We start from the raw sequence: 24,866 nt of genomic DNA, 5'->3' as shown, positions 1-24,866 counted from the left end.
CCATGCGTGCGACACCGCAGTGCTGGCTGACCGACATGGACGGTGTCCTGGTGCGCGAGGAACATGCGCTGCCCGGGGCGGCGGAGTTCCTGCAGTGCCTGATCGACAAGCAGCGGCGATTCCTGGTGCTGACCAACAACTCGATCTACACCCCGCGTGACCTGGCGGCACGACTGGCACGCTCCGGACTCGACGTGCCGGAGTCGGCGATCTGGACTTCCGCGCTGGCCACTGCGGCGTTCCTGGTGGACCAACTGCCGGGTGGGTCGGCGTATGTGATCGGCGAGGCGGGGCTGACCACCGCGCTGCACGAGGCGGGGTACACGCTGACCGACACCGGCCCCGATTTCGTGGTGCTCGGAGAGACGCGGACGTACTCGTTCGAGGCGATCACCAAGGCAATTCGACTCATCGGCAAGGGGGCGCGGTTCATCGCGACCAACCCCGACGTCACCGGACCGTCGGCGGAAGGGCCGTTGCCGGCGACCGGGTCGGTGGCCGCGTTGATCACCAAGGCGACCGGGCGGGAGCCGTATTTCGTCGGCAAGCCCAACCCGATGATGTTCCGCAGCGCACTGAATCGCATTGAGGCGCATTCGGAAAGCACGGTGATGGTCGGCGACCGGATGGACACCGATGTGGTGGCCGGTATCGAGGCGGGGCTGGAGACGATCCTGGTGCTGACCGGTTCGACGACGATCGAAGATGTGGAGCGCTATCCGTTCCGCCCGGCGCGGGTGCTGCCGTCGATCGCCGAGGCAATCGACCTGATCTGACCTCTACGGCTCCGGCAGATCCAGCGCGGCCAGACGCGCAGGGTCGGAGATCGACGTGATGGCTGTGAGCCGTCCGTTTGTCACAGTGCACACCATGATGCCGAGGGGTCTGCCCGTGGTGCTCCACGCCGCGATGCCTGGCGTCCCGTTGATTAACACGCGTCGAGTGGTGACCTTCGCGCGTGCTCCGCGTCGTACCGCGTCGGCGACTTCGGTGGCACCGACGGTGACGGTAACCCCACGCGCACTCTGCTGTTCCCACCTGACGTCGGGGGCCAGGACGTCGAGTAAGGCGTCGAAGTCGCCATCGCGAGCGGCGCGCATGAACGCATCGACGACGGCGCGCTGCTCGTGGAGGGCGGATGGCGTTGTCGGTGCCACGTGTACTTTGCGCCGGGCACGGCTCGCGGCCATCTTCGTCGCGGCCTCCGACTTGCCGACGATGGCGGCGATGTCGACGAAGGGGACGGCGAACATGTCGTGCAGAACGAAGGCCAGTCGTTCCTCCGGTCCGAGCGAAGACAGTATGGACAACAAGGCGATGCCGACCAGATCTGCCAGCACGGCGGTGTCCTCCGGGGTCTCGGCATCATCGACCACCACGATGTCGGACGGATCATCGCCGAATGGGACCTCGGCCCTGACGGCGCGGGCGCGCAGCATGTCGATACAGATGCGACCGACCACTGTGGTGAGCCAGGCTGCGGGGTTGTCGATCGACGCCGGGTCCTGCCGCGAGAATCGCAGCCACGTCTCCTGTACAGCGTCTTCGGCGTCGGCATGTGACCCGAGAATTCGGTGCGCAATCGTCAGCAGACGACCTCGCTGTAACGCGAATTGCTCCACAGTGTCGGCGTCATTCGTCATGTTGTTACCTCGCGTCGTCGGAACCCGTCAACACCAAAGACGAGCCCGCAAGGACTGAGGTAACCACAGAGAGCGAGATCATGAACACAGTGCTTTGGGTCGCCGCCGCAGTGCTCGCCGTCGCATTCGCCGTCGGCGGTGCCAGCCAGATCTTGCTGAGCAAGGCCCGCTACCGGGCCCTCTCGACGAGTCAGCACTGGGTTGACGACTTCAGCCCGGGACATATCAAGGCGATTGGAACGATCAAGCTCGTCGGCGCCGCGGGGCTCGTGCTTCCCGCGTTGATGAACGTCGCGCCGGTTCTGGTCCCGCTGGCGGCAACCGGGCTGATGTTGTTCATGGCCGGCGCCGCCACGACTCGATTCCGCCGCAGCGAATGGGGCTCGATGCTCGGTGATGTTCTGTTCATCTGTGCCTTCGCGTTTGTGGCGTGGGGCCGGTTCGAGCTTCATCCCTTCACCTGAAGCGACAGCGTGTTTCGGACCGTCGAGTAGCGCAGTGAGTAGCCCCGAGAAGTCGAGTGCCGAACTACGCGTGCGGCCGTGATTCTCCAGCGCGACGATCGATGTCACGTACTCGGTTGAGGGGGAGATCATGGCCTGGTGGGATGAGGTCGCCCAGTTAGACGACGAGCGATCCGAACGCTTGATGACGCGCATGAGCAGCGCGGAAGCCGCCGAGTTCGGCATCGGCCGGGTCGGCACGGACGGCGATGAATGCCAGCGTCGCCGTTGGTGGCGACGCTGTGGATGAGCGCGGGTCTGGGGACAACTCGCCCATTCTCGGCAGGTATCCGGCAGTGAGTGTCGGCGTGTGTCGGTTCACTCGCCGACGCTGCATCCATGACGACGTTGACGCGCAACCAACTCGGGGCGCTGGGGGAGCAGCTTGCGGTTGACCACCTGACCGCGCTGGGCCTGCGGATCGTGGCCCGCAATTGGCGCTGCCGCTATGGCGAACTCGACGTGATCGCCGCAGGCCCCGATCGCACCGCGGTGTTCGTGGAGGTCAAGACCCGCACCGGTGACGGTTTCGGCGGCTGGGAGTACGCCGTCACACCTGCCAAGGTGCGCCGCATCCGTCGCTTGGCCGGGCTGTGGCTGGCCGGCCAAGATGCGAGCTGGGCGAGTGTCCGCATCGACGTGATTGGTGTACGCATCGGCCGGCAGCGCACCCCGGAGATCACCCACCTTCAGGCGGTCGGCTGATGGCGCTGGGACGGGCCTACTCTGTCGCCGTGCGCGGCCTCGATGGCGAGATCGTCGAGATCGAAACGGATATCAGCTCGGGGCTGCCCGGCGTCTACCTGGTCGGGCTGCCCGACGCCGCGTTGCGCGAGTCCCGCGATCGCGTGCGCGCGGCAATCACCAACTGCGGCAACGAATGGCCGCAGTCGCGCCTCACGCTGGCGTTGTCGCCGGCGACCTTGCCCAAGACCGGCTCGCTCTACGACATCGCCATCGCCGCCGCCGTGCTGTCAGCGAAGAGCAAGAAGCCGTGGGAGCGCCTCGAGAAGTCGGTGCTGCTGGGAGAGTTGGCTCTGGACGGGCGGATTCGGCCGGTGCGTGGCGTTCTGCCCGCGGTGCTGGCCGCCAAGCAGCACGGCTGGCCGACAGTTGTGGTGCCCCGTGCGAATCTGCCCGAAGCCAGCCTGGTCGACGGCATCGAAGTCCTGGGAGTCGCCACGCTGGGTCAACTACAGGCCTGGCTCAACGGGAAAGCCACGCTCGACGAGCGCGTCGATGCGCCGGCACCGCAGCCTGCGTCCATTGCCGACCTGGCCGACGTGGTGGGGCAGACCCACGCCCGATTCGCCGTCGAGGTGGCCGCCGCCGGGGCGCATCACCTGATGCTCACCGGCCCACCCGGTGTCGGGAAAACCATGCTGGCGCAACGCCTTCCCGGTCTACTGCCGGAGCTCACCGAGAGTGAAGCCCTGGAAGTGACCGCCATCCATTCGGTTGTCGGGCTGTTGTCGGAAACCACCCCGTTGATCACGAGTCCGCCCTTCATTGCACCGCACCACTCCTCGAGCGTGGCGGCACTCGTCGGCGGGGGCTCGGGCTTGGCACGTCCGGGTGCGGTCAGCCGTGCGCATCGGGGTGTCCTGTTTCTCGACGAGTGTGCTGAGATTCGGGTCAGTGTCTTGGAGTCGCTACGAACACCGTTGGAAGACGGTGAGATTCGGCTTGCCCGCCGCGACGGGGTGGCGTGCTATCCAGCGCGGTTCCAGTTGGTGATGGCAGCCAACCCGTGCGCGTGTGCCAAGACCGATCCGAAAGACTGCATCTGCACGTCGCTGGATAAACGGCGCTATCTCGGCAAGCTGTCCGGGCCCCTGATGGACCGCGTCGACCTACGAGTCGAGATGCACATGGTGCGGGCTGGCGCTTTCACTCCGGAGGCTGCGGAGAGCACCGCTGCGGTGCGCGAGCGCGTCGCGCATGCCCGCGCGGCAGCCGCTGAGCGGTGGCGCCACTACGGATTCCTCACCAACGCCGAGGTGAGCGGATCGGTGCTGCGCCGTAAGTTTCGGCTCGATAGCACCGCCATGGCCCCATTGAAGACGGCATTGGAGCGTGGGGTGCTGAGCATCCGCGGCGTCGACAGATCGTTGCGGGTGGCCTGGACCATGGCGGATTTGGCCGGACGCACCACACCGAACATCGACGACGTTGCGGTGGCGCTGAGTTTCCGCCGGGGAGAGGTGAAGCCGTGAGCGACGATGTCACGACCTTGGCATGGGCGTATCTGTCCCGGGTTGCCGAACCGCCGTGCGACGAAATCGCAGCGCTGGTCGGCGAACTCGGCCCGGTGGAGGCCTCGTATCGGGTTGCGGCGGGCGAGGTGAGCGACGCGTTGCGCGACCGCACGGCAGCCCGCCGCAACATCCATGCGGCTGAAGAGGATTTGAACATGATCGAGCGGCGGGGTGGCCGGCTGATCACACCCGACGATGACGAGTGGCCGCGGCTGGCCTTCGCGGGCTTCGGCGGATCGGCCGTGCGAGACAAGCAGCAGGGTCGCCCGCCGCTGGTGCTGTGGGCGATCGGCCCGGCTCGGCTCGACGAGGTCGCCGAACGGTCCGCGGCCATCGTGGGCACCCGCGCGTGTTCCAGCTATGGCGAGCATGTCGCGGCCGACCTGGCCGCGGGGCTGGCCGAGCGTGAGGTGGCCGTCGTCTCGGGTGGCGCGTACGGCATCGACGGGGTGGCCCATCGTGCCGCGTTGGCTGTCGAGGGGGAGACGGTCGCCGTTCTGGCCGGCGGCATCGACGTGCTGTACCCGGCCGGACACTCGGCACTGCTGCACCGCATCAGCGGCTCGGGGCTGCTGCTCACCGAATATCCGCCCGGCGTGCGGCCTGCTCGGCACCGCTTTCTGACCCGCAATCGGCTGGTGGCGGCACTGGGAGTCGCCACTGTGGTGGTGGAGGCCGGTGTGCGCAGCGGGGCCGCGAACACCGCGTCTTGGGCCCGCGCGCTGGGCCGGGTGGTGTGTGCGGTGCCGGGTCCGGTGACCTCAGCCTCGTCGATGGGGTGTCACGCCTTGTTGCGCGGCGGTGCCGAGCTGGTGACCCGTGCCGAGGAAGTCGTCGAATTGGTCGGGCGGGCAGGTGAATTCGCCGACGAAGAGCCGCGGCCCGTGGGCCCGCTCGATGGGCTGACGGACGCCGAGAAGCAGGTTTACGAGGCGTTGCCCGCGCGTGGCGTGCTCAGCGCCGACGAGATCGCGGTCGCTTCCGGTCTGCCGCCCACAGGAGTGCTGGGCCCGCTGGCGATGCTGGAGATCGCCGGCCTGGCTCGCCGTGAGGACGGCTGCTGGAAGTTGGTGCGGCGGCCGGCATGACCGCACCGCCACCGTCACGCTGCCGCGAAGCTTCGAACACCAGCGTCGTCGGAACTCCTCAACGTTCCGTGCAGCTCCAGCACATCCAGATGCGATTGCACCTCCAGGATCGCCGTCATGCGGTGCACGGGCGGCAGGTCGTCGAGCCCAAGATCGCGCCGTGTCCAGAGCATCTGGTTCGCGACGTCGTAGGCGGTGCACGCGCCGGCCGCAACAAGCTCGCTGATCCGATTCAGTCGGGTCTCGTGGTGTTCGATCAGCTCGTGGGCCCTCGCGTGGGTGGTGCGCTCGGTGGCGCCGTGGGCAGGCAACATTCGTGCGTCGGGTAGATCCAGCATCAAGCGCAGTGAATTGATATACGAGCGCAGGGGCAAGTGCTCGGGCGCACGCTCGAATGCGATCGATGGCGTGATCCTGGGCAGCAGGTGGTCACCGGTGAAGATCAGGCCCTGCCGCGCATCGTGCAGCACGACGTGGCCTCTGGTGTGCCCTGGAGTGGTGCGCACCATCATTCGTACGGAGCCGCAGTCGATCACCTCGCCGTCGGTGAGCCAGCGATCGGGCGGCGAGAACGCCACATTCCGTTCGTATTCTTGCCAATCGAGCGCCTTGATCTCAGTGGCAACCTGCGGTGCACCGGCTCGGATCAACATCTCCACCTGGCCCGGGTGAACCTCGTCGGGCTGGCGCGCGAACGCGGTGATGCTGTGATGTTCTTCGTGTCCGAGCATCAGCTCGATGCCGTACCGGTCACGCCACTGCACACCGAGCGAGTAGTGATCCCAGTGTTGGTGGGTGGCGACTATCCGGCGTACGTCGCCGACAGCGAATCCCAGTCTGTCGAGTGCCTTGAGCAAGGCCGTCTCGGCAGGTGGGTACGCCCAACCCGGGTCGACGAGAGTCACCCCATCGGGGCAGTGGATGACATAGGCGTTGACGACCTGCAGGTCGGGCATGGGGAGCGGCAGTGGGACGCAGACGACGTTATCCGTCAGCTCATGGAGACCGTGCTCGATCGGTGCCACCGATGCGGATGGCATTGCTCGCGCCGCTCTTCTGCTCACGAAACAAAATTTAACATGAAATAAAAATACTGCTAGTCTGCGGAACTACGACGAGGTGAACGCCATCGACATGCTGTCGAATCGTGCTTTGAAAATGACGTGTGGCGGCGCGGGGTGAAAACAGATCCGGCCGTCCCGGCGGCCTTTTCGACTGAGGAGAAGAGCCTGTGAAGCTGGGTATGCCCCTGCACTATTGCGGGGACGAGTTCGCTTCTGCCGCAGACCGATTGGTCGACTTTGAGCGGGTCGGACTGGACCGGGTGATGATCGCCGAAGCGTACAGCGTGGACGCAGTCAGCCAAATGGGCTACGTGGCGGCCAAGACTCGCCGCGCGGAGTTGGCCTTCGGGGTCTTGCCGATGTATTCACGAACGCCCACCAACCTGGCCATGACCGCCGCTGGCATCGACTACGTCAGTGGCGGGCGTTGCGTCTTGGGCATCGGCGCTTCGGGGCCGCAAGTCATCGAGGGCTTCCACGGGGTCAAATACGATGCTCCGGTCGAGCGAGCCCGGGAGCACGTGACCATCTGCCGCACGATTTGGCGGCGGGAACCCAGCGAGTTTCACGGCAGGCATTACACGTTGCCGTTGGATGCCGACGCCGGCGGATCGGGATTGGGGAAGCCGCTGAAGATCATCGGTCGACCGGTCCGGGACCGCATTCCGATGGCCCTGGCGGCGATCGGGCCGAGGAACGTTGCGCTCGCGGCCGAAGTGTTCGACGAATGGCAGCCGATTCTCTTCCATCCGGAACGGGCCGATCGTGCATTCGGGCAGGCCCTCACCAGCGGGAAACGGATGCGCGACACTGACCTCGGCGACCTCGGCATCACCGTCCAAAGTCCGTTGTTGATCTCCGACGATCATGCCGCGAAGGAAGCGTCGCTGAACGCGGTGCGTGACAACGTTGCCCTGTATGTCGGCGGCATGGGTGCCGTCGGCAAGAACTACTACAACACGCTGTTCGCCCGGTATGGGTACGAGCAGGAAGCGGCCGACATCCAGCAACGGTACTTGGCCGGCGCGAAAAGTGCGGCTGCCGAAGCTGTTCCAGAGGAGTTCGTGCGAGCCATTTCGCTGATCGGCAGTCGCGCGGAGGTTGCGGACCGCATCGCTGCGATGAAGGCAGCGGGTGTGACCTGCGTTCTCGCAGATCCGGTCGCGCGGTCGCACGCAGAGCGCCTCGACGACATGGCGACCGTCAAGGGTTTCATGGATTGACACGAGATAGGCCCCGCGGGACCGGCGTAGCCAGCCCGAACACAATCGCGAAACGTATAGTCGAAGAGGTTGGCTAACGAATTCCGTCGGGAGGCGATGTGGCGGGTCGACCACTACACACATTTCAGGTCGTCAGTACTGAGCAGCTCGCACCGCATATGGTGCGCGTCGTGCTCGGCGGTACCGGCTTCGACACCTTCAAACCCGGTGAGTTCACCGACTCCTACGTCAAGTTCGTCTTCGTGCGCGACGACGTCGACGTCGCGAAGCTCAAGGGCCGCTTCACGCCGTTCACGCTGGACATCTTCAACAAGCTGCCGCCCGAACAGCAGCCCACCGTACGTACCTACACTGTGCGGCGCGTCGATCCCCAGGCCCGCCAGATCACCGTCGACTTCGTGGTGCACGGCGAGCACGGCGTGGCCGGGCCGTGGGCATCATCGGCGAAGCCGGGCGACACCATCTATCTGATGGGCCCCGGTGGTGCGTACTCGCCCGACCCGGCCGCCGACTGGCATCTGTTCGCCGGTGACGAAGCCGGTCTGCCCGCCATCAGCGCCGCGCTGGAAGCGTTGCCGCCCAACGCTGTTGGCAAGGTGTTCATCGAGGTTGCCGGTCCCGAGGACGAGGTCGAGTTGGTGGCACCGGAATCCGTTGCGATCAACTGGATCTACCGCGGTGGGCGTGCCGATCTCGTCGGCGACGACCGGGCCGGCGACAACGCCCCTCTGGTCGAGGCCGTCAAGACCACCCCGTGGCTGCCAGGCCAAGCGCAGGTCTTCATTCACGGCGAGGCCCAGGCCGTCATGCACAACCTGCGGCCCTACATCCGCAAGGAACGCGGCGTCGACGCCAAATGGGCGTCCATCTCCGGCTATTGGCGCCGAGGCCGCACGGAGGAGTCCTTCAAGCAGTGGAAGAGGGAATTGGCCGACGCCGAAGCGGGCCAGGGCTAACGGAATAGTCACGACGCGGGGACACGCCGCGCGCGCATCCACAGGGGTACGCGCACGAGTGCCACCGTAGGGACGTGGACCCCGGCGACTACTCGGCGATCCTCGACGATTACGCCGAGCACCTCGCGCTGGAACGTGCCCGCTCCGAGCACACGCAACGCGCCTATCTCACCGACCTGCGCTCGCTGTTCGCCTTTGTCGACGAACGCGCTCCCGGTGCCGGACTGGCGGGCCTGAGCCTGCCGCTGCTGCGGTCGTGGCTGGCCGCGCAATCCGCCGCCGGGGCAGCCCGCACGACGCTGGCCCGCCGCACCTCGGCGGTCAAGACGTTCACCGCGTGGGCCACCCGTCGCGGCCTGCTCACCGAGGACCCGGCGGTGCGCCTACAGCTGCCCAAGGCCCGCCGCACTCTGCCCGCCGTCCTGCGCCAGGACCAGGCGCTGGCCGCCATGGCCGCCGCCGACCTCGGCGCCGAACAGGGCGACCCGCTGGCCATCCGCGATCGCCTCATCGTCGAATTGCTCTACGCCACCGGGATTCGTGTCAGCGAGCTATGCGGGCTGGATGTCGACGACGTCGACACCGGCCGGCGGCTGCTCCGCGTGCTGGGTAAGGGAAACAAACAACGCACCGTCCCGTTCGGCGCGCCGGCGCTGGCTGCGCTAACCGCCTGGCTGACCGACGGCCGGCCCGAACTCGTCAACGAGAACTCCGGTCCCGCACTGCTGCTCGGCCCGCGGGGCAGACGCCTCGACCCGCGCCAGGCCCGCACCGTCGTGCACCAGACCGTCTCGGCGGTCGACGGCGCCCCCGACATGGGTCCGCACGGCCTACGGCACAGTGCCGCAACGCATCTGCTGGAAGGCGGCGCTGACCTGCGCATCGTCCAGGAGATCCTGGGCCACTCGACGCTGGCCACGACGCAGCTCTACACCCATGTGACCGTTGCGCGGCTGCGCGCCGTGCACGACCAGGCGCATCCGCGCGCCTGAACGATCAAGTGCCGCAGAAGGTTTGGAAGCATTTTCCGAAGTCGTCAGGAGCGGGATCGGCGTAGCGCTCGAAACCCGGCCGTTCGTCGAACGGGGCGCTGACCACCCTGACAAGGCGGTCGAACGGCTCCATGTCGCCTGCCGACGCGGCGGTCAGCGCCTCCTCGACCAGGTGATTACGCGGAATGTAGACAGGGTTGACCCGCTGCATCGCCTCCACGTCCGGGTTCAGGGCGCGCCATCGGGTGGCCCACTGCGCGAATGCCGGGTCGACCACGCCAGCTGCCAACGCGCGAAAGAACGAGGTGTAGTCGACGTGCTCGCTCGTGAGCAGTTCCACCAGGTCGGTGACCAGCTGCTCGGCCACCGCGTTGTCGATGCCGTCGCGCAGCCCGAGTTTCGTGCGCATACCCGCCGACCACGCCGCCGTGTACAACCCTTCGAACTGCTGCAGTGACGCCATCGCCAGCTCGACCGCCCGGTCCTGGTCCTCGTCAATCAACGGCAACAAGGCTTCGGCGAAACGGGCGAGATTCCACACCGCGATCGGTGGCTGGTTGCCGTAGGCGTACCGGCCCCCCGAGTCGATCGAGCTGAACACCGTCCTCGGGTCGAAGGCATCCATGAATGCGCACGGGCCATAGTCGATCGTCTCGCCCGAGATCGTCATGTTGTCGGTGTTCATCACGCCGTGGATGAATCCGACGAGCATCCACCGCGCGATGAGGCTCGCCTGCGCGGCGACCACGGAATCCAGCAGGGTCAGATAGGGATTGTCGGCCTGGGCGGCGGCGGGGTAGTGCCTGCTGATCGCGTGGTCGGCAAGGCGGCGCAATACCGCGAGATCGCCTGACGCGCCGACGAATTGGAAGCTACCGACGCGCAGATGGCTGGCCGCGACGCGAGCCAGAACGGCACCGTCCAAAGCGGTTTCGCGCTGGACAGTGCGCCCGGTGGCCACCACGGACAGCGAGCGGGTGGTCGGAATGCCCAGTGCATACATCGCTTCGCTGATCAGGTATTCGCGCAGCATCGGCCCGACCGCCGCCAGCCCGTCGCCGCCGCGGGCGAAAGGGGTGCGCCCCGATCCCTTGAGATGCAGGTCGCGCAACCGGCCTTCGGCATCGACGAGTTCGCCCAGCAGCAGGGCGCGACCGTCGCCCAGGCGCGGCACCCAGCCGCCGAACTGGTGGCCGGCATATCCCTGGGCGACGGGTTCGGAATCCTCAGGCAGACGAGTCCCGACGAGAAGACCGATTCCGTCGGGACTGCGCAGCCACGCGGGATCCAGGCCCAGCTCCGCGGCCAGCGACTCGTTGAGCACCAGCACGCGCGGATCGGGTGCGGACTCGGCCTGCCAGGGCAGCGCGATTTCGGGCACCTCGGTGGCGAATCGGTGGCCGAGGACGACGGTCGTGTCAGGCGCGATGCTCATCGCTGACCAGCCTACGGACGCCGAACTTGGGTTCGGTAGCCCCGACGGCGCAGTGGACTTCCGCCATGTTCAGAATCGCGATGGTCGCCGCGGCGGCAGCACTGACGACCGTGGCCATGGCGCCGAACGCCTACGCGGCGAACTCGAGGATTCAATTCCTGTCCCCATCCGGGAACGTCGGCTGCCAACTCGGCACGGCCCCGGATCGCACGGCCTTCGCCTGGTGCAAGGTCAACGAGCACAGCTGGGCCACCCCGGAGTCCGACACCTGCCCGCGCGCCAACGTTCCCGGGGCCATCGGCGAACCTGGGGGTGAGAACCTTCAGCTCGCCGAAGGCCAGGCGCCCTGCTTCGGGTTCGTCATGAGTCAGCTGTTCTTCACCGGGCAGTACGCGCCCCCGACCCTCGATTACGGCGCACGGCGCTCAGTGGGCAGCATCACCTGCACGATCGAGCGGGCCGGGGTCACCTGCGCCGACAGCAAGTCCGGCAGGTCGTTCCAGGTGTCCCACGACGCCTACACGCTCAGCTAGATCCCGTCAGCGGCTTGAGCCGGACCGGTGTGCTGCCCAGCAGACCCAGCGGGTCGACGTAGTCGGCCCGTGACGCCGGACCCCACATCGCGCCCCAGTGCAGGCAAGCCTGCGCCGGGCACCCCGCGTGACCAGGCAACAGTCGACCCAGCGCGGTCGACGTGTCCACCAGCTGTCCGGCCCGCACAGAGGCCTCGACCGGTTCGTAGCTGGTCCGCAGCCCGCCGGCATGGGCCAGCGACACCACCGGGCGTCCGGCCAGCGTGCCGGCGAACACCACCGTCGCCGGTCCGGCGGCATAGACCGGCTGCCCGGGCGCCCCGGCCAGGTCCACGCCGCGGTGTCCGGGCTGCCAGTCCGGGGAGGGAGCGTCGAATGTCCTGGTCACCGCCGGCGGGGGTCGCAGTGGCCACACCAGTCGTCCGGAATCGGCCCGGCCGACGCCCGCGGATAGCAGCACAGCGGCCGCAAGCACCGCGAAGACTCGCATCACTCCAATTCAGCGCCCCAACCGGCCGAGCGGTAGCCCGGGAACGGCACACTGTGGACCGGCCAGCCGCTGTGGACAAAGCACCCGTTGCGGCGGTGTAAACTTTGATCCGCAACTCGCGCGAGCGGGTTGACTTCGCGCGTCTGTTCCGCAAGTCCGCTTCATTGACTTGCACAACGCATGCCGGTTGGTCCCGTCTGAGATGTTTCGGCCGGGTCGGCATGCCTCAGGCGCCAGGGCTTGGCTTCACCCGAAGCCGGGCGGCAACCGACAACCTAAGAGGTATGGCCAATCATGGCTGTTGTAACCATGAAGCAGCTGCTTGACAGCGGCACGCACTTCGGGCATCAGACCCGACGCTGGAACCCCAAGATGAAGCGGTTCATCTTCACCGACCGCAACGGCATCTACATCATCGATCTGCAGCAGACGCTGACCTACATCGATCAGGCTTACGAGTTCGTCAAGGAGACCGTCGCCCACGGCGGTTCCATCATGTTCGTCGGCACCAAGAAGCAGGCGCAGGAATCCATCGCCGAAGAAGCGACTCGCGTCGGCATGCCCTACGTGAACCAGCGCTGGCTGGGCGGCATGCTCACGAACTTCTCCACCGTCCACAAGCGTCTGCAGCGCCTCAAGGAACTTGAGGGCATGGAGCAGACCGGTGGCTTCGAGGGTCGCACCAAGAAGGAAATCCTCATGCTCACGCGTGAGAAGAACAAGCTCGAGCGCAGCCTCGGTGGTATCCGCGACATGGCCAAGGTTCCCTCGGCCGTCTGGGTCGTCGACACCAACAAGGAGCACCTCGCTGTCAGCGAGGCCATCAAGTTGGGCATCCCGGTCATCGCGATCCTGGACACCAACTGCGATCCCGATCAGGTCAACTACCCGATCCCGGGTAATGACGACGCGATCCGCTCGGCAGCCCTGCTGACCAAGGTGATTGCCTCCGCGGTGGCCGAGGGCCTGAAGGCTCGTTCCGGCGCCGGTGCGGGCGACAAGCCTGAAGCCGCAGCCGAACCGCTGGCCGAGTGGGAGCAGGAGCTGCTTGCCAGCGCAACCGCGACGGCCCCCGATGAGGCTGCGCCAGCCGCTGAAACCACCACTGACGCTTCTTAATTCATAGGAAGGCCACATGGCTAACTACACCGCTGCCGACGTCAAGCGGCTCCGGGAGCTCACCGGCGCGGGCATGCTCGACTGCAAGAATGCCCTCGCCGAAAACGACGGTGACTTCGACAAGGCCGTCGAAGCGCTGCGCATCAAGGGCGCCAAGGACGTCGGCAAGCGCGCGGAGCGCGCGACCGCCGAAGGTCTGGTCGCGGCCAAGGGCGGTGCGCTGATCGAGCTCAACTCCGAGACCGACTTCGTCGCCAAGAACGCCGAATTCCAGAAGCTGGCCGACGATGTCGTCGCAGCTGCCCTGGAGTCCAAGGCCGCCGACGTGGAGGCCCTCAAGGCCGCCAAGATCGGCGACAAGACCGTCGAGCAGGCCGTCGCCGAGCTGTCGGCCAAGATCGGCGAGAAGCTCGAACTGCGCCGTGCGGCGTACTTCGACGGCACCGTCGAGGCCTACCTGCACAAGCGTGCCGCCGACCTGCCGCCCGCCGTGGGTGTCTTGGTCGAGTACACCGGTGACGGCAAGGAGGCGGCGCACGCCGTGGCCCTGCAGATCGCCGCGCTCAAGGCCAAGTACCTGACCCGTGAGGACGTCCCCGCCGACATCGTGGCCAACGAGCGCCACATCGCCGAGGAGACGGCCAAGGCCGAGGGCAAGCCCGAGCAGGCGCTGCCCAAGATCATCGAGGGTCGCGTCACCGGCTTCTACAAGGACGTCGTGCTGCTCGAGCAGCCGTCGGTGTCCGACAACAAGAAGACCGTCAAGGCGCTGCTCGACGAGGCCGGCGTGACCGTCACACGGTTCGCCCGCTTCGAGGTCGGCCAGGCCTGACAAAACTTGGGCCGCGCATCAAGCGGCCCACTGGAAAACCCCGCGTCACCTCCGGCGATCCCGGCGACGCGGGGTTTTGCCATTCTCGGGAAGCATCGCGAACCGCCTGCGGTTGGATGAGCCATGCGCATCGGAGTCACCTTCCCCCAGACCGAACTCGGCGGCGACGCCGGCGCGGTCCGCGCCTACGGGCAGCGGGTCGAGGAGCTGGGGTTCACCCACATCCTGGCCTACGACCACGTGCTGGGCGCCGACCGCGACGTGCACGAGGGCTGGGCCGGGCCCTATGACGTCCACACCACCTTCCACGAACCGCTGGTGATGTTCGGCTACCTCGCGGCGGTCACCACGACCGTGGAGCTGGTGACCGGGGTGATCATCCTTCCTCAGCGTCAGACCGCTCTGGTCGCCAAGCAGGCCGCCGAGGTGGATCTGCTCAGCGGCGGCCGGCTGCGGCTCGGAATCGGATTGGGGTGGAACGCAGTCGAATACGAGGCGCTCGGCGAAGGCTTTTCCAATCGCGGCCGCCGGTCCGAGGAACAGGTCGACGTGATGCGCAGGCTCTGGACCGAACAATCGGTGACGCTCGAGGGGCGCTATCACACGATCACCGGAGCGGGCATCGCGCCGCTGCCGGTGCAGCGGCCCATCCCGGTGTGGTTCGGTGCCGCCTCGCCGAAAGCCTACGAACGCGCTGGGCGTCTCGGTGACGGCTGGTTCCCGATGATACCGCCGGCGCACGGGCTCGACGAGGCGCGTGCCGCCGTTGAGCGGGCAGCGGTTGCCGCAGGACGCGATCCGGCCGCGCTGGGCATGGAGGGCCGGGTCGACTGGTCTCGCGGGCGCGACACCGTCGGCGAGGAGCTCGACGCGTGGCGCACGGCCGGCGCCACCCACGTCTCGATCAACACGATGGGCGCGGGCCTGGTCGGAGTCGACGGCCACCTGGCGGCGCTGGAAGCGGTGGCGGCCGACCTTCCCGGGTGAGCCGGGCCGTTATTGAACACGTGCCTGCTAGCGTCGACCGAATGCAGCACGTGAATGCCTTCGGCGACGACGCCCTCGGCACCCTGGATGCGGTAGCCCTGGTCGACGCCCTGCGCACCGGCAAGGTGTCCCGGCCGGAACTGGTCGAGGCCGCGATCGCCCGCACCGAGAAGGTCAATCCGATCCTCAACGGCCTGGCGCACCAGACCTTCGAGCGGGCGCTGGCCCGGGCCTACGCGGGCGGGCGTGGCTACTTCGACGGCGTACCGACGTTCATCAAGGACAACGTCGACGTCGAGGGCATGCCGACCATGCAGGGCACCGACGCGTGGGAGCCCCGCCCGCACACCGCGCACGGTGACTTCGCGGCCTTCTTCCTGGCCACCGGACTGGTGCCGCTCGGGAAGACCCAACTCTCGGAGTTCGGTTTCAGCGCCTCGGCCGAGCATCCCCGCATCGGCGCGGTCCGCAACCCGTGGGATACCGACTTCACGGCGGGTGCGTCGTCGTCGGGCTCGGGCGCCTTCGTGGCCGCCGGCGTGGTGCCGATCGCCCACGCCAACGACGGCGGCGGGTCCATCCGAATTCCCGCGGCGTGCAACGGCCTCGTCGGGCTCAAGCCGTCGCGCGGCCGGTTGCCGCTGGACAAGATGACCCGGCAGATGCCGGTGCGCATCGTCAACGACGGCGTGCTCACCCGCACCGTGCGCGACACCGCCGCGTTCTACCGGGAGACCGAACGCATCTGGCGCAACCGCCGGCTGCAGCCGATCGGCGCCGTCACCGGCCCGGGCACCGCGCGGCTGCGCGTCGCGGTCGTCACGTCCTCGGTGGTGCGGCAAGCCGCTCCGAGCGTCCGCGACATCACCCTGCAGACCGCCGAACTGCTTGCGGGACTTGGCCATAGTGTCGAATACCTCGACCAGCCGCCGGTGCCGCGCTATTTCCTGGACGACTTCCTCTTGTACTGGGCGCTTTTGGCGATGACCCTGGTGCGCACCGGCCAGAAGACGTTCGGTGAGAGCTTCGACAAGACCAAGCTGGACAACCTCACCCTGGGGCTCGACCGGCACGCCAGTCGCAACCTCCACAAATTGCCGGTCGCTATCACCCGGCTGCGTCGGCTGCGTCGGGTCACCGCCCGGCTCTACCAGACCTACGACGTGCTGCTGATGCCCACGCTGGCCGATGAGACGCCGCGCATCGGGCACCTGGACCCCACCGCGGACTACCAACAGATCATCGACCGCCTGATCGACTGGGTGGCCTTCACGCCGCTGCAGAACGCGACGGGGGAGCCGGCAATCTCGTTGCCGCTGGGCCAATCCGCGTCCGGGATGCCGGTCGGCATGATGCTGGCCGGTCCACTCGGCCACGAGCGGCGGCTGCTGGAGCTGGCGTACGAACTCGAAGAGGCCAAACCGTGGCCTCGCGTCGACACGTTGATTTAACAGCGGGGCCGGTGGCGTAACCGGACCGACATCAGCGGCTTCGGTCCGCGAAACAGGGCGAGCAGAATATTGTCGATGTGGAAACCTCTGCCTCCACAACGATTTCGCGACCATCGGCGATCGCCACCTCTTCGGGGAACAACACATTCGTGTGTCTACTCCGCTTTGCGTGGGCGAACATCCGCCGCAGGCCCGAACGGTTTGTGTTGTCTGTCCTGGGGATTGCGCTCGCCCTCACGTGTGTGACGGTCGTGCGCACCATCTCGTCGAGCTTCGCCATCACCGGCGCGGACTCGGTGACCGAGGTGCTCGGTGGCGCACAGCTCTGGGCGGTTCCGGCCGCCGGAGTGCACTACGACAGCACGGTGCAGGCACTGGTAGCCGACGGGCCCGCACCCGCGATCGACGCCCCTGGGGGGTGGCGTGCGATCAAGACGCTGTCGGGTACGGCCGAAATCAACGGGACGCCGGTCTCGTTGCGGGGGAGCGACGAAACTGCTACTGGCCAAGCAGTTTTGGGCTCAGAGGTGGCACAGCGGCTGGGCGTTCACGACGGTGACCCCATCGTCGTGGGCGGCCAGTCTCTCGTAGTGCGGGTCGGTGGTGGCGGCCAGTCGGTGACGGTGACGACACCGCTTGCCGCGTCGATCGTGGGAGACAACGGGTGGTGGACGGTCTACGCGCCGGCGGGCCAGGAGAAGAGTCGCACTCTGGGCACCACCTTCGGCGGCGCGGTCGGTCTGTCCTCGACGTCGGACCCGTCCGTCAAACCCGACCCGGCCGGGGCCGGCCTCATCTATGACACGGTGGGCGGAAACGGCCCGCTGACGTTCGACCAGAAGTATTCGGCGCTGTTCTCCGGCAAGGTCACCAGTTCGACGCTGGGCATCATTTCGATCATCGGCTTGGTGCTGGGCTTCATCATCGCCGTGTCGTCCTTCCTCGCGGCGGTGCAGGAGCGCAGGCGTGAATTCGGCATCATGTCCAGCATCGGCCTGGCCGACGAAGTGCTCTACTTCTTCCTGGTGGAGTCCGCCGTCGTGTTCGTGGCGGCCTACGTGTTGGGCGTGCTGACCGCGGGAATCGCTGTGTGGCTGGTGATCCCGGGCATCGCCACCCCGATCGCCTGGCTGCAGGCCGCCGGTATGGTGGCCGGCTTCCTGCCCGCGATGTCGATCGTCGGCGCGTTGATCCCCGTGCACCGGTTGCTGCAGAACCGTCCGGTCGACCTGCTCGGAGCGCGCTGATGATCAAGTTCGGACTGTCCTACGGCTGGTTGTCCGCGCGGCGGCGGGTGCGTGAAATGGTGCTGCCGATCGTGACCACCGCGACGGGCGCCTTCCTGGTCGTCATCGTCTTCGGCATGTCGGCGGGCATCCAGGCCCAGTCGGCATCCCTGGGCCATGCCGCCGAGATCGGCCGTGCGGTCATCCTGATCGCGATCACGGTGCTGCTCGTCGGAGTCGTCGAGGTTGCCGTCGCGACCACCCGGACCATTGCTCACCGCACCCGTGAACTCGGCGTCCTCGGAGCCACCGGCGTACCCCGCAGGCCCGTAATCGCCGCCCTGCTCGTCGAACCCGCGGTCACTGCCGTACTCGGTGCCGTGGCCGGCGTCGTGCTGGCCGTCATCGCGGCGATCGTGCTCGGCGTCCTCGGCCTGGTCCCCACCGGGGTCTCCTCGGCCGGACTCGGCCTCGGCTCGGCGATCGCCGTGATCGTGAGCATCATCGCCGCCCTCGCTACCAGCATCGTGCCCACGTGGAACGCGGCGTCGCGTCCCCCCATCCGCTCCCTGTCGACCGGAGGTTAGACATGACCGCAGTCGAAGACGCCACCCCGGATATCGCGCCGTCGCCCGAGCCGTCGCCGGTGATCGAGATCAGCGATGTATGGAAGCTGCACAAGCTCGGCGACGAGGTGGTCAAGGCCCTGATCGCCGCCGAACTGACCGTCATGCCAGGCGAATTCGTCTGCTTGATGGGCCCGAGTGGTTCGGGCAAGTCGACCCTGCTGAATATCATCGGCGGCCTCGACCGGCCCACCAAGGGCTCGGTGACGATCGCCGGTCGCGACACGGCCAAGCTGACCGAGAGCCAGTTCGCCGCGCTGCGCCACGACACGATCGGGTTCATCTTCCAGAGCTACAATCTGATCCCGTTCCTGTCGGCGGTCGAAAACGTGGAACTGCCATTGATGTTCGAGCCCTACGACCGCAAGTCGTTGCGACAGAGGGCGTTGGAGCTGCTCGACCTCGTCGGCCTGAGCCACCGCGTACATCACCAGCCGACCAAGATGTCGGGTGGTGAACAGCAGCGCACCGCGATCGCGCGGTCGCTGATCAGTAGCCCCACGCTCGTTCTTGCCGACGAGCCGACGGCAAATCTCGACCACCGCACGGGGGAGACGGTGGTGCGCATGCTGCGCGACCTGTGTTCGACGCTTGGCGTCACGGTCGTCGCCAGCACCCACGATCCCACGGTGGCCGACGAAGCGAGCCGTGTCGTCCGTATGAGAGACGGACAAATCATCAACTGACCCAGGGGAATCCAACTGCCCCAATCGGGATTCGGAGAAAACACGTATGACGCAAGAACTCGAGGCGCCAGCGTCGGCTCAGCGTGACAAGCTTCTGACCACAGAGCTCGTCCCCGAGCAGGTGCTGCCGAAGGTGATGACGACCTTCGGCCTGACGGCCACCTACGTCTTCATCATCTGCTGGATCACCGGCTCGTCGATCATGGCGGCCGGTGGCTGGACCGCGATCCCGATGTGGATCCTCGGCATCCTCACCTTCCTGATCCCCGCGGGCATGGCCGTCGCCGAACTGGGCAACCTGTGGCCCGGTGAAGGCGGTGTGTACATCTGGGCCACCCGGACCATGGGCGAGACATGGGGATTCATCGGCGGCTATCTGTCGTGGATCCCGGTGGTGCTGAACTCCGCGTCGTCGCCGGCGATCATCCTGCAGTTCCTGCTGCTGGCCTTCCACGCCGAACTCGGTCTGACGCTGACGATCATTCTGCAGGTCGTGATCCTGTGGGCTGTCATCGGTTTGGCGCTGGCCAAACTCGCGGCGAACCAGAAGATCATGAACGCAGTCTTCGTCGTGTACTGGGTGCTGACCGCGGTCATCTTCGTCTCGGGCGTCATCTACGCGATCCGCAACGGGTCGGCGCAGGAATTCACCGCGCACGCTGCGCTGGTGCCCGACTTCGCCGGCGCCGGTTTCCTTTACGGCACCGTGCTGCTCTACCTGGTCGGCGTCGAGACCCCGTACAACATGGGTGCGGAGTTCTTGTCGGTGCGCAAGAGCGGGCCGAAGATGGTGGTCTGGGGCTCGATCGCGTTGATCCTCATCTACCTGCTCACCACCCTGGGCACCGTGATGGTGTTGCCCGCCGACGAGATCAACCCGGTCACCGGCGTCATCGGCATGCTCGGTACCGCCGCGCCCGCGGGTGTCATGGAAGTGGCCGCGGTCGTGCTCGCCCTGATCGTGTTCGTGGCGTTGATGAGCTACCAGGTCACCTACTCGCGGCTGATCTTCGTCTCCGGCCTGGAACGCCACCTGCCGCGGATCTTCACCCACCTCAACCCGCGCACCCGTAACCCGGTGACCGCGGTGCTCATCCAGGGTGTGTTGTCCTCGCTGATCCTGGTGGGCCTGTACTCCCAGAGCAGCATGGCCAACGTGACGGTGTTCCTGCAGGGCGGCCTGTCCATCGCGTGGCTGATCTCGGGGTTCTTCTTCCTGGTCCCGGTCATCATCGCGCGTAAGAAGTACGCCGATCGCTATGCGGCTGAGAAGTTCTGGCGCATCCCCGGCGGGATGGTCGGCGTGTGGATCACGATCGTCATCGGCTCGGTGGGCACCCTCGGCGGCATCTACTACTCGTTCGCCAAGTCCTGGATTGCCGACGTGCCGGACAGCACCTGGATGACGTGGACGGGCAGCATCGCGGCGGGCATGTTCGCCCTCGGTGTGGTCGTCTACATCTTCGGCCGGCGTTCCGCACACAAGATGACGCAGGAAGACGCACTGGCCCACCTGGCCGTGCTGGATCTCAAGAAGTCCGAAACACCTAGCCCTGAGGCGGTTTAGCTCGATATGACCATGGACAGCACCGTGCTGAGCACGGGGATGACCGATGACCGTTCCTGTTACCCTCTCGACCCACTGAGCGGCGCCGAGATCGAGGCGGCTGCGGCCGTCGTGAAGGAATCGGAATATGCCACTCCGACACTGAAGTTCGTGATGATCCAGCTCGCGGAGCCGGACAAGAACGAGCAGCTGACTTATCAGTCGATGTCCGACGTGCCGCGCCGGGCTTTCATCACCATGTACGACGCGGCGGCCAAGCTGATCTACGAGTCGGTCGTCGATATCGGCGCCCGGGTGGTGGAGTCGTGGACGGCTATCCCGGGCCGATTCCCGTCCTATCTGGTCGAGCACATGACTGGGGTGGAGGAGGTGGTCCGCGCCGACCCGCGGTGGCAGGACGCGATGCTCAAACGTGGCATCACCGATTTCGACCTGGCCATGATCGACCCGTGGCCGGCCGGCTATTACGGCGCGCAGGATCATTACGAGAACTCACCGCTGATCTGCCGGCCGCTGACGTTCATGCGGGCGGCGGCCTCCGAGCACGGCTATGCGCGTCCGGTCGAAGGGGTGATCGTCACCTTCGACCTGGACTCGATGAAAGTGCTGGAGGTCGAGGATCACGGGGTGGTGCCGCTGCCGCCGAAGGCGGGCAACTACTCGGCGGAGTTCATGTTCAGCGAGGACAACCGGCCCGCGTTCACCCGGTTCCGCGACGACGTCAAGACCATCGACATCACCCAGCCCGAAGGCCCGAGCTTCACCGTCGACGGCTGGAAAGTCCAGTGGCAGAAGTGGTCTCTGCGGGTGGGTTTCAATCCGCGCGAGGGCCTCACCATCCATGAGGTGACCTACACCGACCGCGGCGAGACCCGGCCGATTCTGTACCGCGGTTCACTCTCGGAGATGGTGGTGCCGTACGGCGACACCTCGCCGACGCACTGGAACAAGAACGTGTTCGACATGGGCGAAGTGGGCATGGGATTCTCGGCCAACCCGCTGACTCTGGGCTGTGACTGCCTCGGTGAGATCTTCTACTTCGACGGCACGGTCAACGAGTCGGACGGCAACGCCGTGACGATTCCGAACGCGATCTGCATGCACGAGGAGGACTACGGAATCTCCTGGAAGCACACCGATTTCCGCACCGGAGAGGTCGAGGTGCGGCGCTCGCGCCGGCTGGTGATCTCGATGATCTGCACGGTGGGCAACTACGAGTACGGCTTCTTCTGGTACTTCTACAACGATGCGTCCATCGAGGTGGAGGTCAAGCTCTCCGGCGTGCTCACCACGGGTGCTGTCGCGGAAGGGGAGTCGCCCCGATGGGGCAAGCTGGTCGCGCCGGGCATCTACGGTCCGAATCATCAGCATTTCTTCAACTTCCGTCTCGACATGAGCGTCGATGGTGCGAAAAACAGTGTGTACGAGGTGGATTCGATTCCTGAGCCTGACCCGGAGCTGAATCCACACAAGAACGCCTGGATCACCAGGGACACGCTGGTGGCCTCGGAAGCCGAAGGTGCCAGGGATTGGAACTGGAACACCGGCCGGTACTGGAAGGTGACCAACCCGTCCAAGAAGAACGAACTCGGAAGCCCGGTGGCCTACAAGCTGGTGCCGCGCGAGATCGTTCCGGTGATGGTGCAGGAAGGGTCCTACATCTACGACCGGGCGAAGTTCGTCCAGCACAACCTATGGGTGACGAAGTACGAGCCGGGGGAGAAGTTCGCCGCCGGTGACTACATGTACCAGTCGCCGGATGCTCAGGGCCTGCCGGAATTCATCGCCGATGATGCTCCGTTGGACGACACCGATGTGGTGTTGTGGTACACCCTCGGTGCTCACCACATCGTCCGTCCGGAGGACTGGCCGGTGATGCCGTGTGCGTACGTGGGATTCCACCTCAAGCCGATCGGATTTTTCGACGGTAACCCGGCATTGGACCTGCCGCCGTCACCGCCGAAGGCCTGTCACTCCCACCACTAGCGGACGCGAGCAGCGGCGAGAATTCTGCGGAATTCTCGCCGCTGCTTGGCTTTCGGGTCCTTTACCGTTGGGGCAGTTCTTTGCGCAGTGAGAACGGTCCATCGTGATCGAACGCGGCGCGGTTGGCCCGGACGTATTCGGGTACCGACAGCGGTTTGCTCCCACCGATGACCTCGACGAGATTGTTCTCGCCGGCGAAGATGCCGTCGCGGTAGTCCTGGGCGACGTTGCTCAGATGCTGGATGAAGAAGTCGGCCCGCCCGTTGGCGGCCATCGCCGCGTCGAAGGTAGGGATGTCGAGCGACTCGTAGCGCACCGGAATGCCCAACTCTCCTGCGATCTGCGCGGCGATCCCGTGGTGATTGAGTTCCTGCGCTCCGAAGAGCGGGTAGATCTGCCGATCGTGTGGCGCCGGGTTCTGCAGGATCGCGGCGATGACCTTGGCCTGATCGGACCCGGCGATGGGGGCGTGGCGGCCGTCCCCGAACGGCAGCTGCAAGACGCCACCGTCCTCGTTGCGCAGCCACGTCCAGCGCAGCCATTCGGCGAAGAAGGTGGGGCGCAGGTGTGTGGTGATGAAAGCCGACCGGTCCAGGAGCCGTTCGGCCAGCCAGTGCTGTTGGGCGGCATGGCTTTTGGCTTCCCGGCGGGCCGAGATCTGAGACATGTTGACCACCGCTTTGACCCCGGCTTCGCTGGCGGCCTGCGCGAAGATGGTGGTGGCGGTCAGTAGTGCACCGGGCGCGATCGGAAAGCAGAAGTAGGCCGCACTCACTCCGGCCAGGGCCGAACTCGTGGAGTGCAGGTCGAGCAGGTCGGCCACCACCACCTCGGCGCCGAGGGTGGCCAGTTCGTCGGCGCGTTCGTCTGCGGTGTGGACCAGTGCGCGCACACGCCGCCCGGCATCGCGCAAAATCTTGACGGTGGGGGCGCCGGTGTTGCCGGTGGCGCCGGTGACCAGAAACAACTCGTTGTCTGCCATCGGGTTTCCTTACGCGCGGAAGAATTCCTTCTGGGTATAGCCAACTGAACTCAGTAAGGGAACATTCCTCAGGCGCCCAGGGTGGCGAGAATCCTGCGGAATTCCCGCCGTTGTTCGTCGCTCAGATCGGCCATCAATGACTGTTCCGACGCGCGCACCCCGGCATCGGTGCGCGCCAGCAGGTCGATTCCCGCGCGGGTGAGCTTCGCCGGCAGGGAGCGGCCCGAATCCACGCTGGCCGGGCGGGTCACCAGTGCGCGCTCTTCGAGGCTGCGCAGCACCATGTTCATCGCCTGCGGCGAGACGCCGGTGTCGCGGGCCAGTTCGGCATTGGAGCGGGCGGGGAACTTGGACAGGATCCGCATGCAGATGTACTGCGGGAACGACAGCCCCACGGGTTCGAGCGCCGTTGCCGTCACTTCGGCGCGCAGGGCCGAGGCCACCCGGTACAGCAGATAGCCCAGCGGCTCGTCGTGGGCGGCACTCATGTCAATGATATTGACATATATCAACTTGATTGATATTCGTGGAGGTATGACCACTGAAGATCTCTTCGATTCCGCATACCAGCGCTCGGCCCCGGAGTTCGAGGGCTTCCGGCCCCCGTGGAGCATCGACGAGCCGCAGCCCGAGATCGCCGCGCTCATCGAGCAAGGCAAGTTCCACGGCGACGTCCTCGACGCCGGCTGCGGGGAAGCGGCGGTCTCGCTGTTCCTCGCCGAGCGCGGCTTCACCACTGTCGGCCTGGACCTCTCGCCGACCGCCATCGAGCTCGCCCGCGCCGAGGCCGCCAAGCGCGGGGTGACCACGGCCAGCTTCGACGTCGCCGACATCAGCGACTTCGGCGGCTACGACGGCAGATTCGGCACCATCGTCGACTCGACACTGTTCCACTCGATGCCTGTCGAGCTGCGCGACGGCTATCAACGCTCGATCGTGCGAGCGGCCGCGCCGGGAGCGTCGTATTTCGTGCTGGTCTTCGACGCCGGAACCATGCCGGCCAATGGCCCCGCTCATCCGGTGACCGCCGACGAACTGCGTGCCGCTGTGGAGCCGTACTGGGTGATCGACGAGATCCGTCCCGCGCGCATCCACGCGAACGTCCCTGAGGCGATGGCGACGATGGTCGAATTCGCCGGCGGCGATCTGCGCGACGAGCCGAACGGCCGCAAGTCGATGCCGGCGTGGCTGCTGCAAGCTCACCTCGGCTGACCCCGGC

The 24,866-nt window shown here is 66.4% G+C and carries 25 protein-coding genes and 1 pseudogene; 19 read left to right on the top strand and 7 right to left on the bottom strand.

The features are described from left to right. Positions 1–2: 2 nt before the first annotated feature. Positions 3–776 carry an HAD-IIA family hydrolase gene (locus EV580_RS04110; RefSeq protein WP_133691028.1) on the top strand — a complete coding sequence of 258 codons (774 nt, stop codon included), beginning with the start codon at positions 3–5 and terminating at the stop codon, positions 774–776. Positions 777–779: 3 nt separating this feature from the next. On the opposite strand, the gene EV580_RS04105 is transcribed toward EV580_RS04110, so the two are convergent. Beyond that, entirely contained in the window at positions 780–1,643 is an 864-nt protein-coding gene (locus tag EV580_RS04105; protein WP_133689841.1) for a sigma-70 family RNA polymerase sigma factor, read from the bottom strand. A gap of 80 nt (positions 1,644–1,723) precedes the next feature. On the opposite strand from EV580_RS04105, the gene EV580_RS04100 reads away from it, so the two are divergent. Then, positions 1,724–2,107, top strand: a complete 384-nt coding sequence (locus EV580_RS04100; RefSeq protein WP_133689840.1) for a DoxX family protein — start codon at positions 1,724–1,726, stop codon at positions 2,105–2,107. Between the two features lie 157 nt (positions 2,108–2,264). Here the strand turns inward: EV580_RS04100 and EV580_RS04095 are convergent, their stop codons facing one another. After that, positions 2,265–2,468, bottom strand: a complete 204-nt coding sequence (locus EV580_RS04095) for a hypothetical protein (protein ID WP_133689839.1) — start codon at positions 2,466–2,468, stop codon at positions 2,265–2,267. Positions 2,469–2,485: 17 nt separating this feature from the next. Between EV580_RS04095 and EV580_RS04090 the strand changes: the two genes are divergently transcribed. From EV580_RS04090 to dprA, 3 genes are read left to right on the top strand one after another with little or no spacing between them, the layout of a single operon-like run. Beyond that, positions 2,486–2,851, top strand: coding sequence for a YraN family protein (locus EV580_RS04090; protein ID WP_133689838.1), 366 nt, complete (start codon positions 2,486–2,488; stop codon positions 2,849–2,851). Then, complete coding sequence (locus EV580_RS04085) at positions 2,851–4,362, top strand: YifB family Mg chelatase-like AAA ATPase (protein ID WP_133689837.1); 1,512 nt, start codon at positions 2,851–2,853, stop codon at positions 4,360–4,362. Before EV580_RS04090 ends, EV580_RS04085 begins: the two co-directional genes overlap by 1 nt. Next, positions 4,359–5,492, top strand: a complete 1,134-nt coding sequence (gene dprA, locus EV580_RS04080; protein ID WP_133689836.1) for a DNA-processing protein DprA — start codon at positions 4,359–4,361, stop codon at positions 5,490–5,492. The genes EV580_RS04085 and dprA overlap by 4 nt, the downstream gene beginning before the upstream one ends. A 14-nt stretch (positions 5,493–5,506) precedes the next feature. On the opposite strand, the gene EV580_RS04075 is transcribed toward dprA, so the two are convergent. Then, positions 5,507–6,532 (bottom strand): MBL fold metallo-hydrolase, encoded by a 1,026-nt coding sequence (locus tag EV580_RS04075; protein WP_133689835.1) that lies wholly within the window; start codon positions 6,530–6,532, stop codon positions 5,507–5,509. A 203-nt stretch (positions 6,533–6,735) separates the two neighbouring features. On the opposite strand from EV580_RS04075, the gene EV580_RS04070 reads away from it, so the two are divergent. The 3 genes from EV580_RS04070 to EV580_RS04060 all read left to right on the top strand — a co-directional run bounded on the left by EV580_RS04070 (position 6,736) and on the right by EV580_RS04060 (position 9,727). Continuing rightward, on the top strand, positions 6,736–7,779 hold the full coding sequence (locus tag EV580_RS04070) for an LLM class F420-dependent oxidoreductase (RefSeq protein WP_133691027.1): 1,044 nt from the start codon (positions 6,736–6,738) through the stop codon (positions 7,777–7,779). A 98-nt stretch (positions 7,780–7,877) separates the two neighbouring features. After that, a complete protein-coding gene (locus EV580_RS04065; protein ID WP_133689834.1) occupies positions 7,878–8,735 on the top strand; it encodes a siderophore-interacting protein in 858 nt (285 codons plus the stop codon). A 74-nt stretch (positions 8,736–8,809) separates the two neighbouring features. Beyond that, positions 8,810–9,727 (top strand): tyrosine recombinase XerC, encoded by a 918-nt coding sequence (locus EV580_RS04060; protein WP_133689833.1) that lies wholly within the window; start codon positions 8,810–8,812, stop codon positions 9,725–9,727. Between the two features lie 4 nt (positions 9,728–9,731). Here EV580_RS04060 and EV580_RS04055 read toward each other — a convergent pair whose 3' ends face one another. Next, entirely contained in the window at positions 9,732–11,162 is a 1,431-nt protein-coding gene (locus EV580_RS04055) for a protein adenylyltransferase SelO (RefSeq protein ID WP_133689832.1), read from the bottom strand. Between the two features lie 65 nt (positions 11,163–11,227). Here EV580_RS04055 and EV580_RS04050 point away from each other — a divergent pair, with 65 nt between their 5' ends. Continuing rightward, entirely contained in the window at positions 11,228–11,695 is a 468-nt protein-coding gene (locus tag EV580_RS04050) for a hypothetical protein (RefSeq protein WP_133689831.1), read from the top strand. Between the two features lie 4 nt (positions 11,696–11,699). Here the strand turns inward: EV580_RS04050 and EV580_RS04045 are convergent. Then, a pseudogene (locus tag EV580_RS04045) lies at positions 11,700–12,128 on the bottom strand (M23 family metallopeptidase); the annotation flags it as partial. Between the two features lie 351 nt (positions 12,129–12,479). Here EV580_RS04045 and rpsB point away from each other — a divergent pair. The 9 genes from rpsB to EV580_RS04000 all read left to right on the top strand — a co-directional run bounded on the left by rpsB (position 12,480) and on the right by EV580_RS04000 (position 22,665). Next, positions 12,480–13,304: a 30S ribosomal protein S2 gene (gene rpsB, locus EV580_RS04040; protein ID WP_133689829.1), complete on the top strand. Its 825-nt coding sequence runs from the start codon at positions 12,480–12,482 to the stop codon at positions 13,302–13,304. A 16-nt stretch (positions 13,305–13,320) separates the two neighbouring features. Next, on the top strand, positions 13,321–14,136 hold the full coding sequence (gene tsf / locus EV580_RS04035; protein WP_133689828.1) for a translation elongation factor Ts: 816 nt from the start codon (positions 13,321–13,323) through the stop codon (positions 14,134–14,136). Between the two features lie 123 nt (positions 14,137–14,259). Further along, positions 14,260–15,123 (top strand): LLM class F420-dependent oxidoreductase, encoded by an 864-nt coding sequence (locus tag EV580_RS04030; RefSeq protein ID WP_133689827.1) that lies wholly within the window; start codon positions 14,260–14,262, stop codon positions 15,121–15,123. Positions 15,124–15,164: 41 nt separating this feature from the next. Then, the gene (locus EV580_RS04025) at positions 15,165–16,574 is read left to right on the top strand and encodes an amidase (protein WP_133689826.1); all 1,410 of its coding nucleotides are present in this window, start codon (positions 15,165–15,167) and stop codon (positions 16,572–16,574) included. A gap of 77 nt (positions 16,575–16,651) precedes the next feature. Next, positions 16,652–17,821: an ABC transporter permease gene (locus EV580_RS04020; protein WP_166654576.1), complete on the top strand. Its 1,170-nt coding sequence runs from the start codon at positions 16,652–16,654 to the stop codon at positions 17,819–17,821. Beyond that, the gene (locus EV580_RS04015) at positions 17,821–18,387 is read left to right on the top strand and encodes an ABC transporter permease (RefSeq protein ID WP_133689824.1); all 567 of its coding nucleotides are present in this window, start codon (positions 17,821–17,823) and stop codon (positions 18,385–18,387) included. The genes EV580_RS04020 and EV580_RS04015 overlap by 1 nt, the downstream gene beginning before the upstream one ends. Before the next feature lie 2 nt (positions 18,388–18,389). Further along, positions 18,390–19,112 carry an ABC transporter ATP-binding protein gene (locus tag EV580_RS04010; RefSeq protein WP_133689823.1) on the top strand — a complete coding sequence of 241 codons (723 nt, stop codon included), beginning with the start codon at positions 18,390–18,392 and terminating at the stop codon, positions 19,110–19,112. Between the two features lie 46 nt (positions 19,113–19,158). Next, a complete protein-coding gene (locus EV580_RS04005) occupies positions 19,159–20,679 on the top strand; it encodes an APC family permease (protein ID WP_166654575.1) in 1,521 nt (506 codons plus the stop codon). 6 nt (positions 20,680–20,685) lie between these two features. Then, positions 20,686–22,665, top strand: coding sequence for a primary-amine oxidase (locus EV580_RS04000; protein WP_133689822.1), 1,980 nt, complete (start codon positions 20,686–20,688; stop codon positions 22,663–22,665). Positions 22,666–22,726: 61 nt separating this feature from the next. Here the strand turns inward: EV580_RS04000 and EV580_RS03995 are convergent, their stop codons facing one another. Then, positions 22,727–23,647, bottom strand: coding sequence for an NmrA family NAD(P)-binding protein (locus EV580_RS03995; protein WP_133689821.1), 921 nt, complete (start codon positions 23,645–23,647; stop codon positions 22,727–22,729). 68 nt (positions 23,648–23,715) lie between these two features. Then, a complete protein-coding gene (locus tag EV580_RS03990) occupies positions 23,716–24,135 on the bottom strand; it encodes a MarR family winged helix-turn-helix transcriptional regulator (RefSeq protein WP_133689820.1) in 420 nt (139 codons plus the stop codon). 46 nt (positions 24,136–24,181) lie between these two features. Between EV580_RS03990 and EV580_RS03985 the strand changes: the two genes are divergently transcribed. After that, positions 24,182–24,859 carry a class I SAM-dependent methyltransferase gene (locus EV580_RS03985; protein ID WP_133689819.1) on the top strand — a complete coding sequence of 226 codons (678 nt, stop codon included), beginning with the start codon at positions 24,182–24,184 and terminating at the stop codon, positions 24,857–24,859. Positions 24,860–24,866: the final 7 nt, after the last annotated feature.

This window comes from Mycobacterium sp. BK086 (genome assembly GCA_004362315.1).
In the GTDB taxonomy this organism is placed as follows: Bacteria; Actinomycetota; Actinomycetes; order Mycobacteriales; family Mycobacteriaceae; genus Mycobacterium.
The sequence above is the reverse complement of the archived record's forward strand: the minus strand, read 5'-3'. Positions and strand labels throughout refer to the sequence as shown.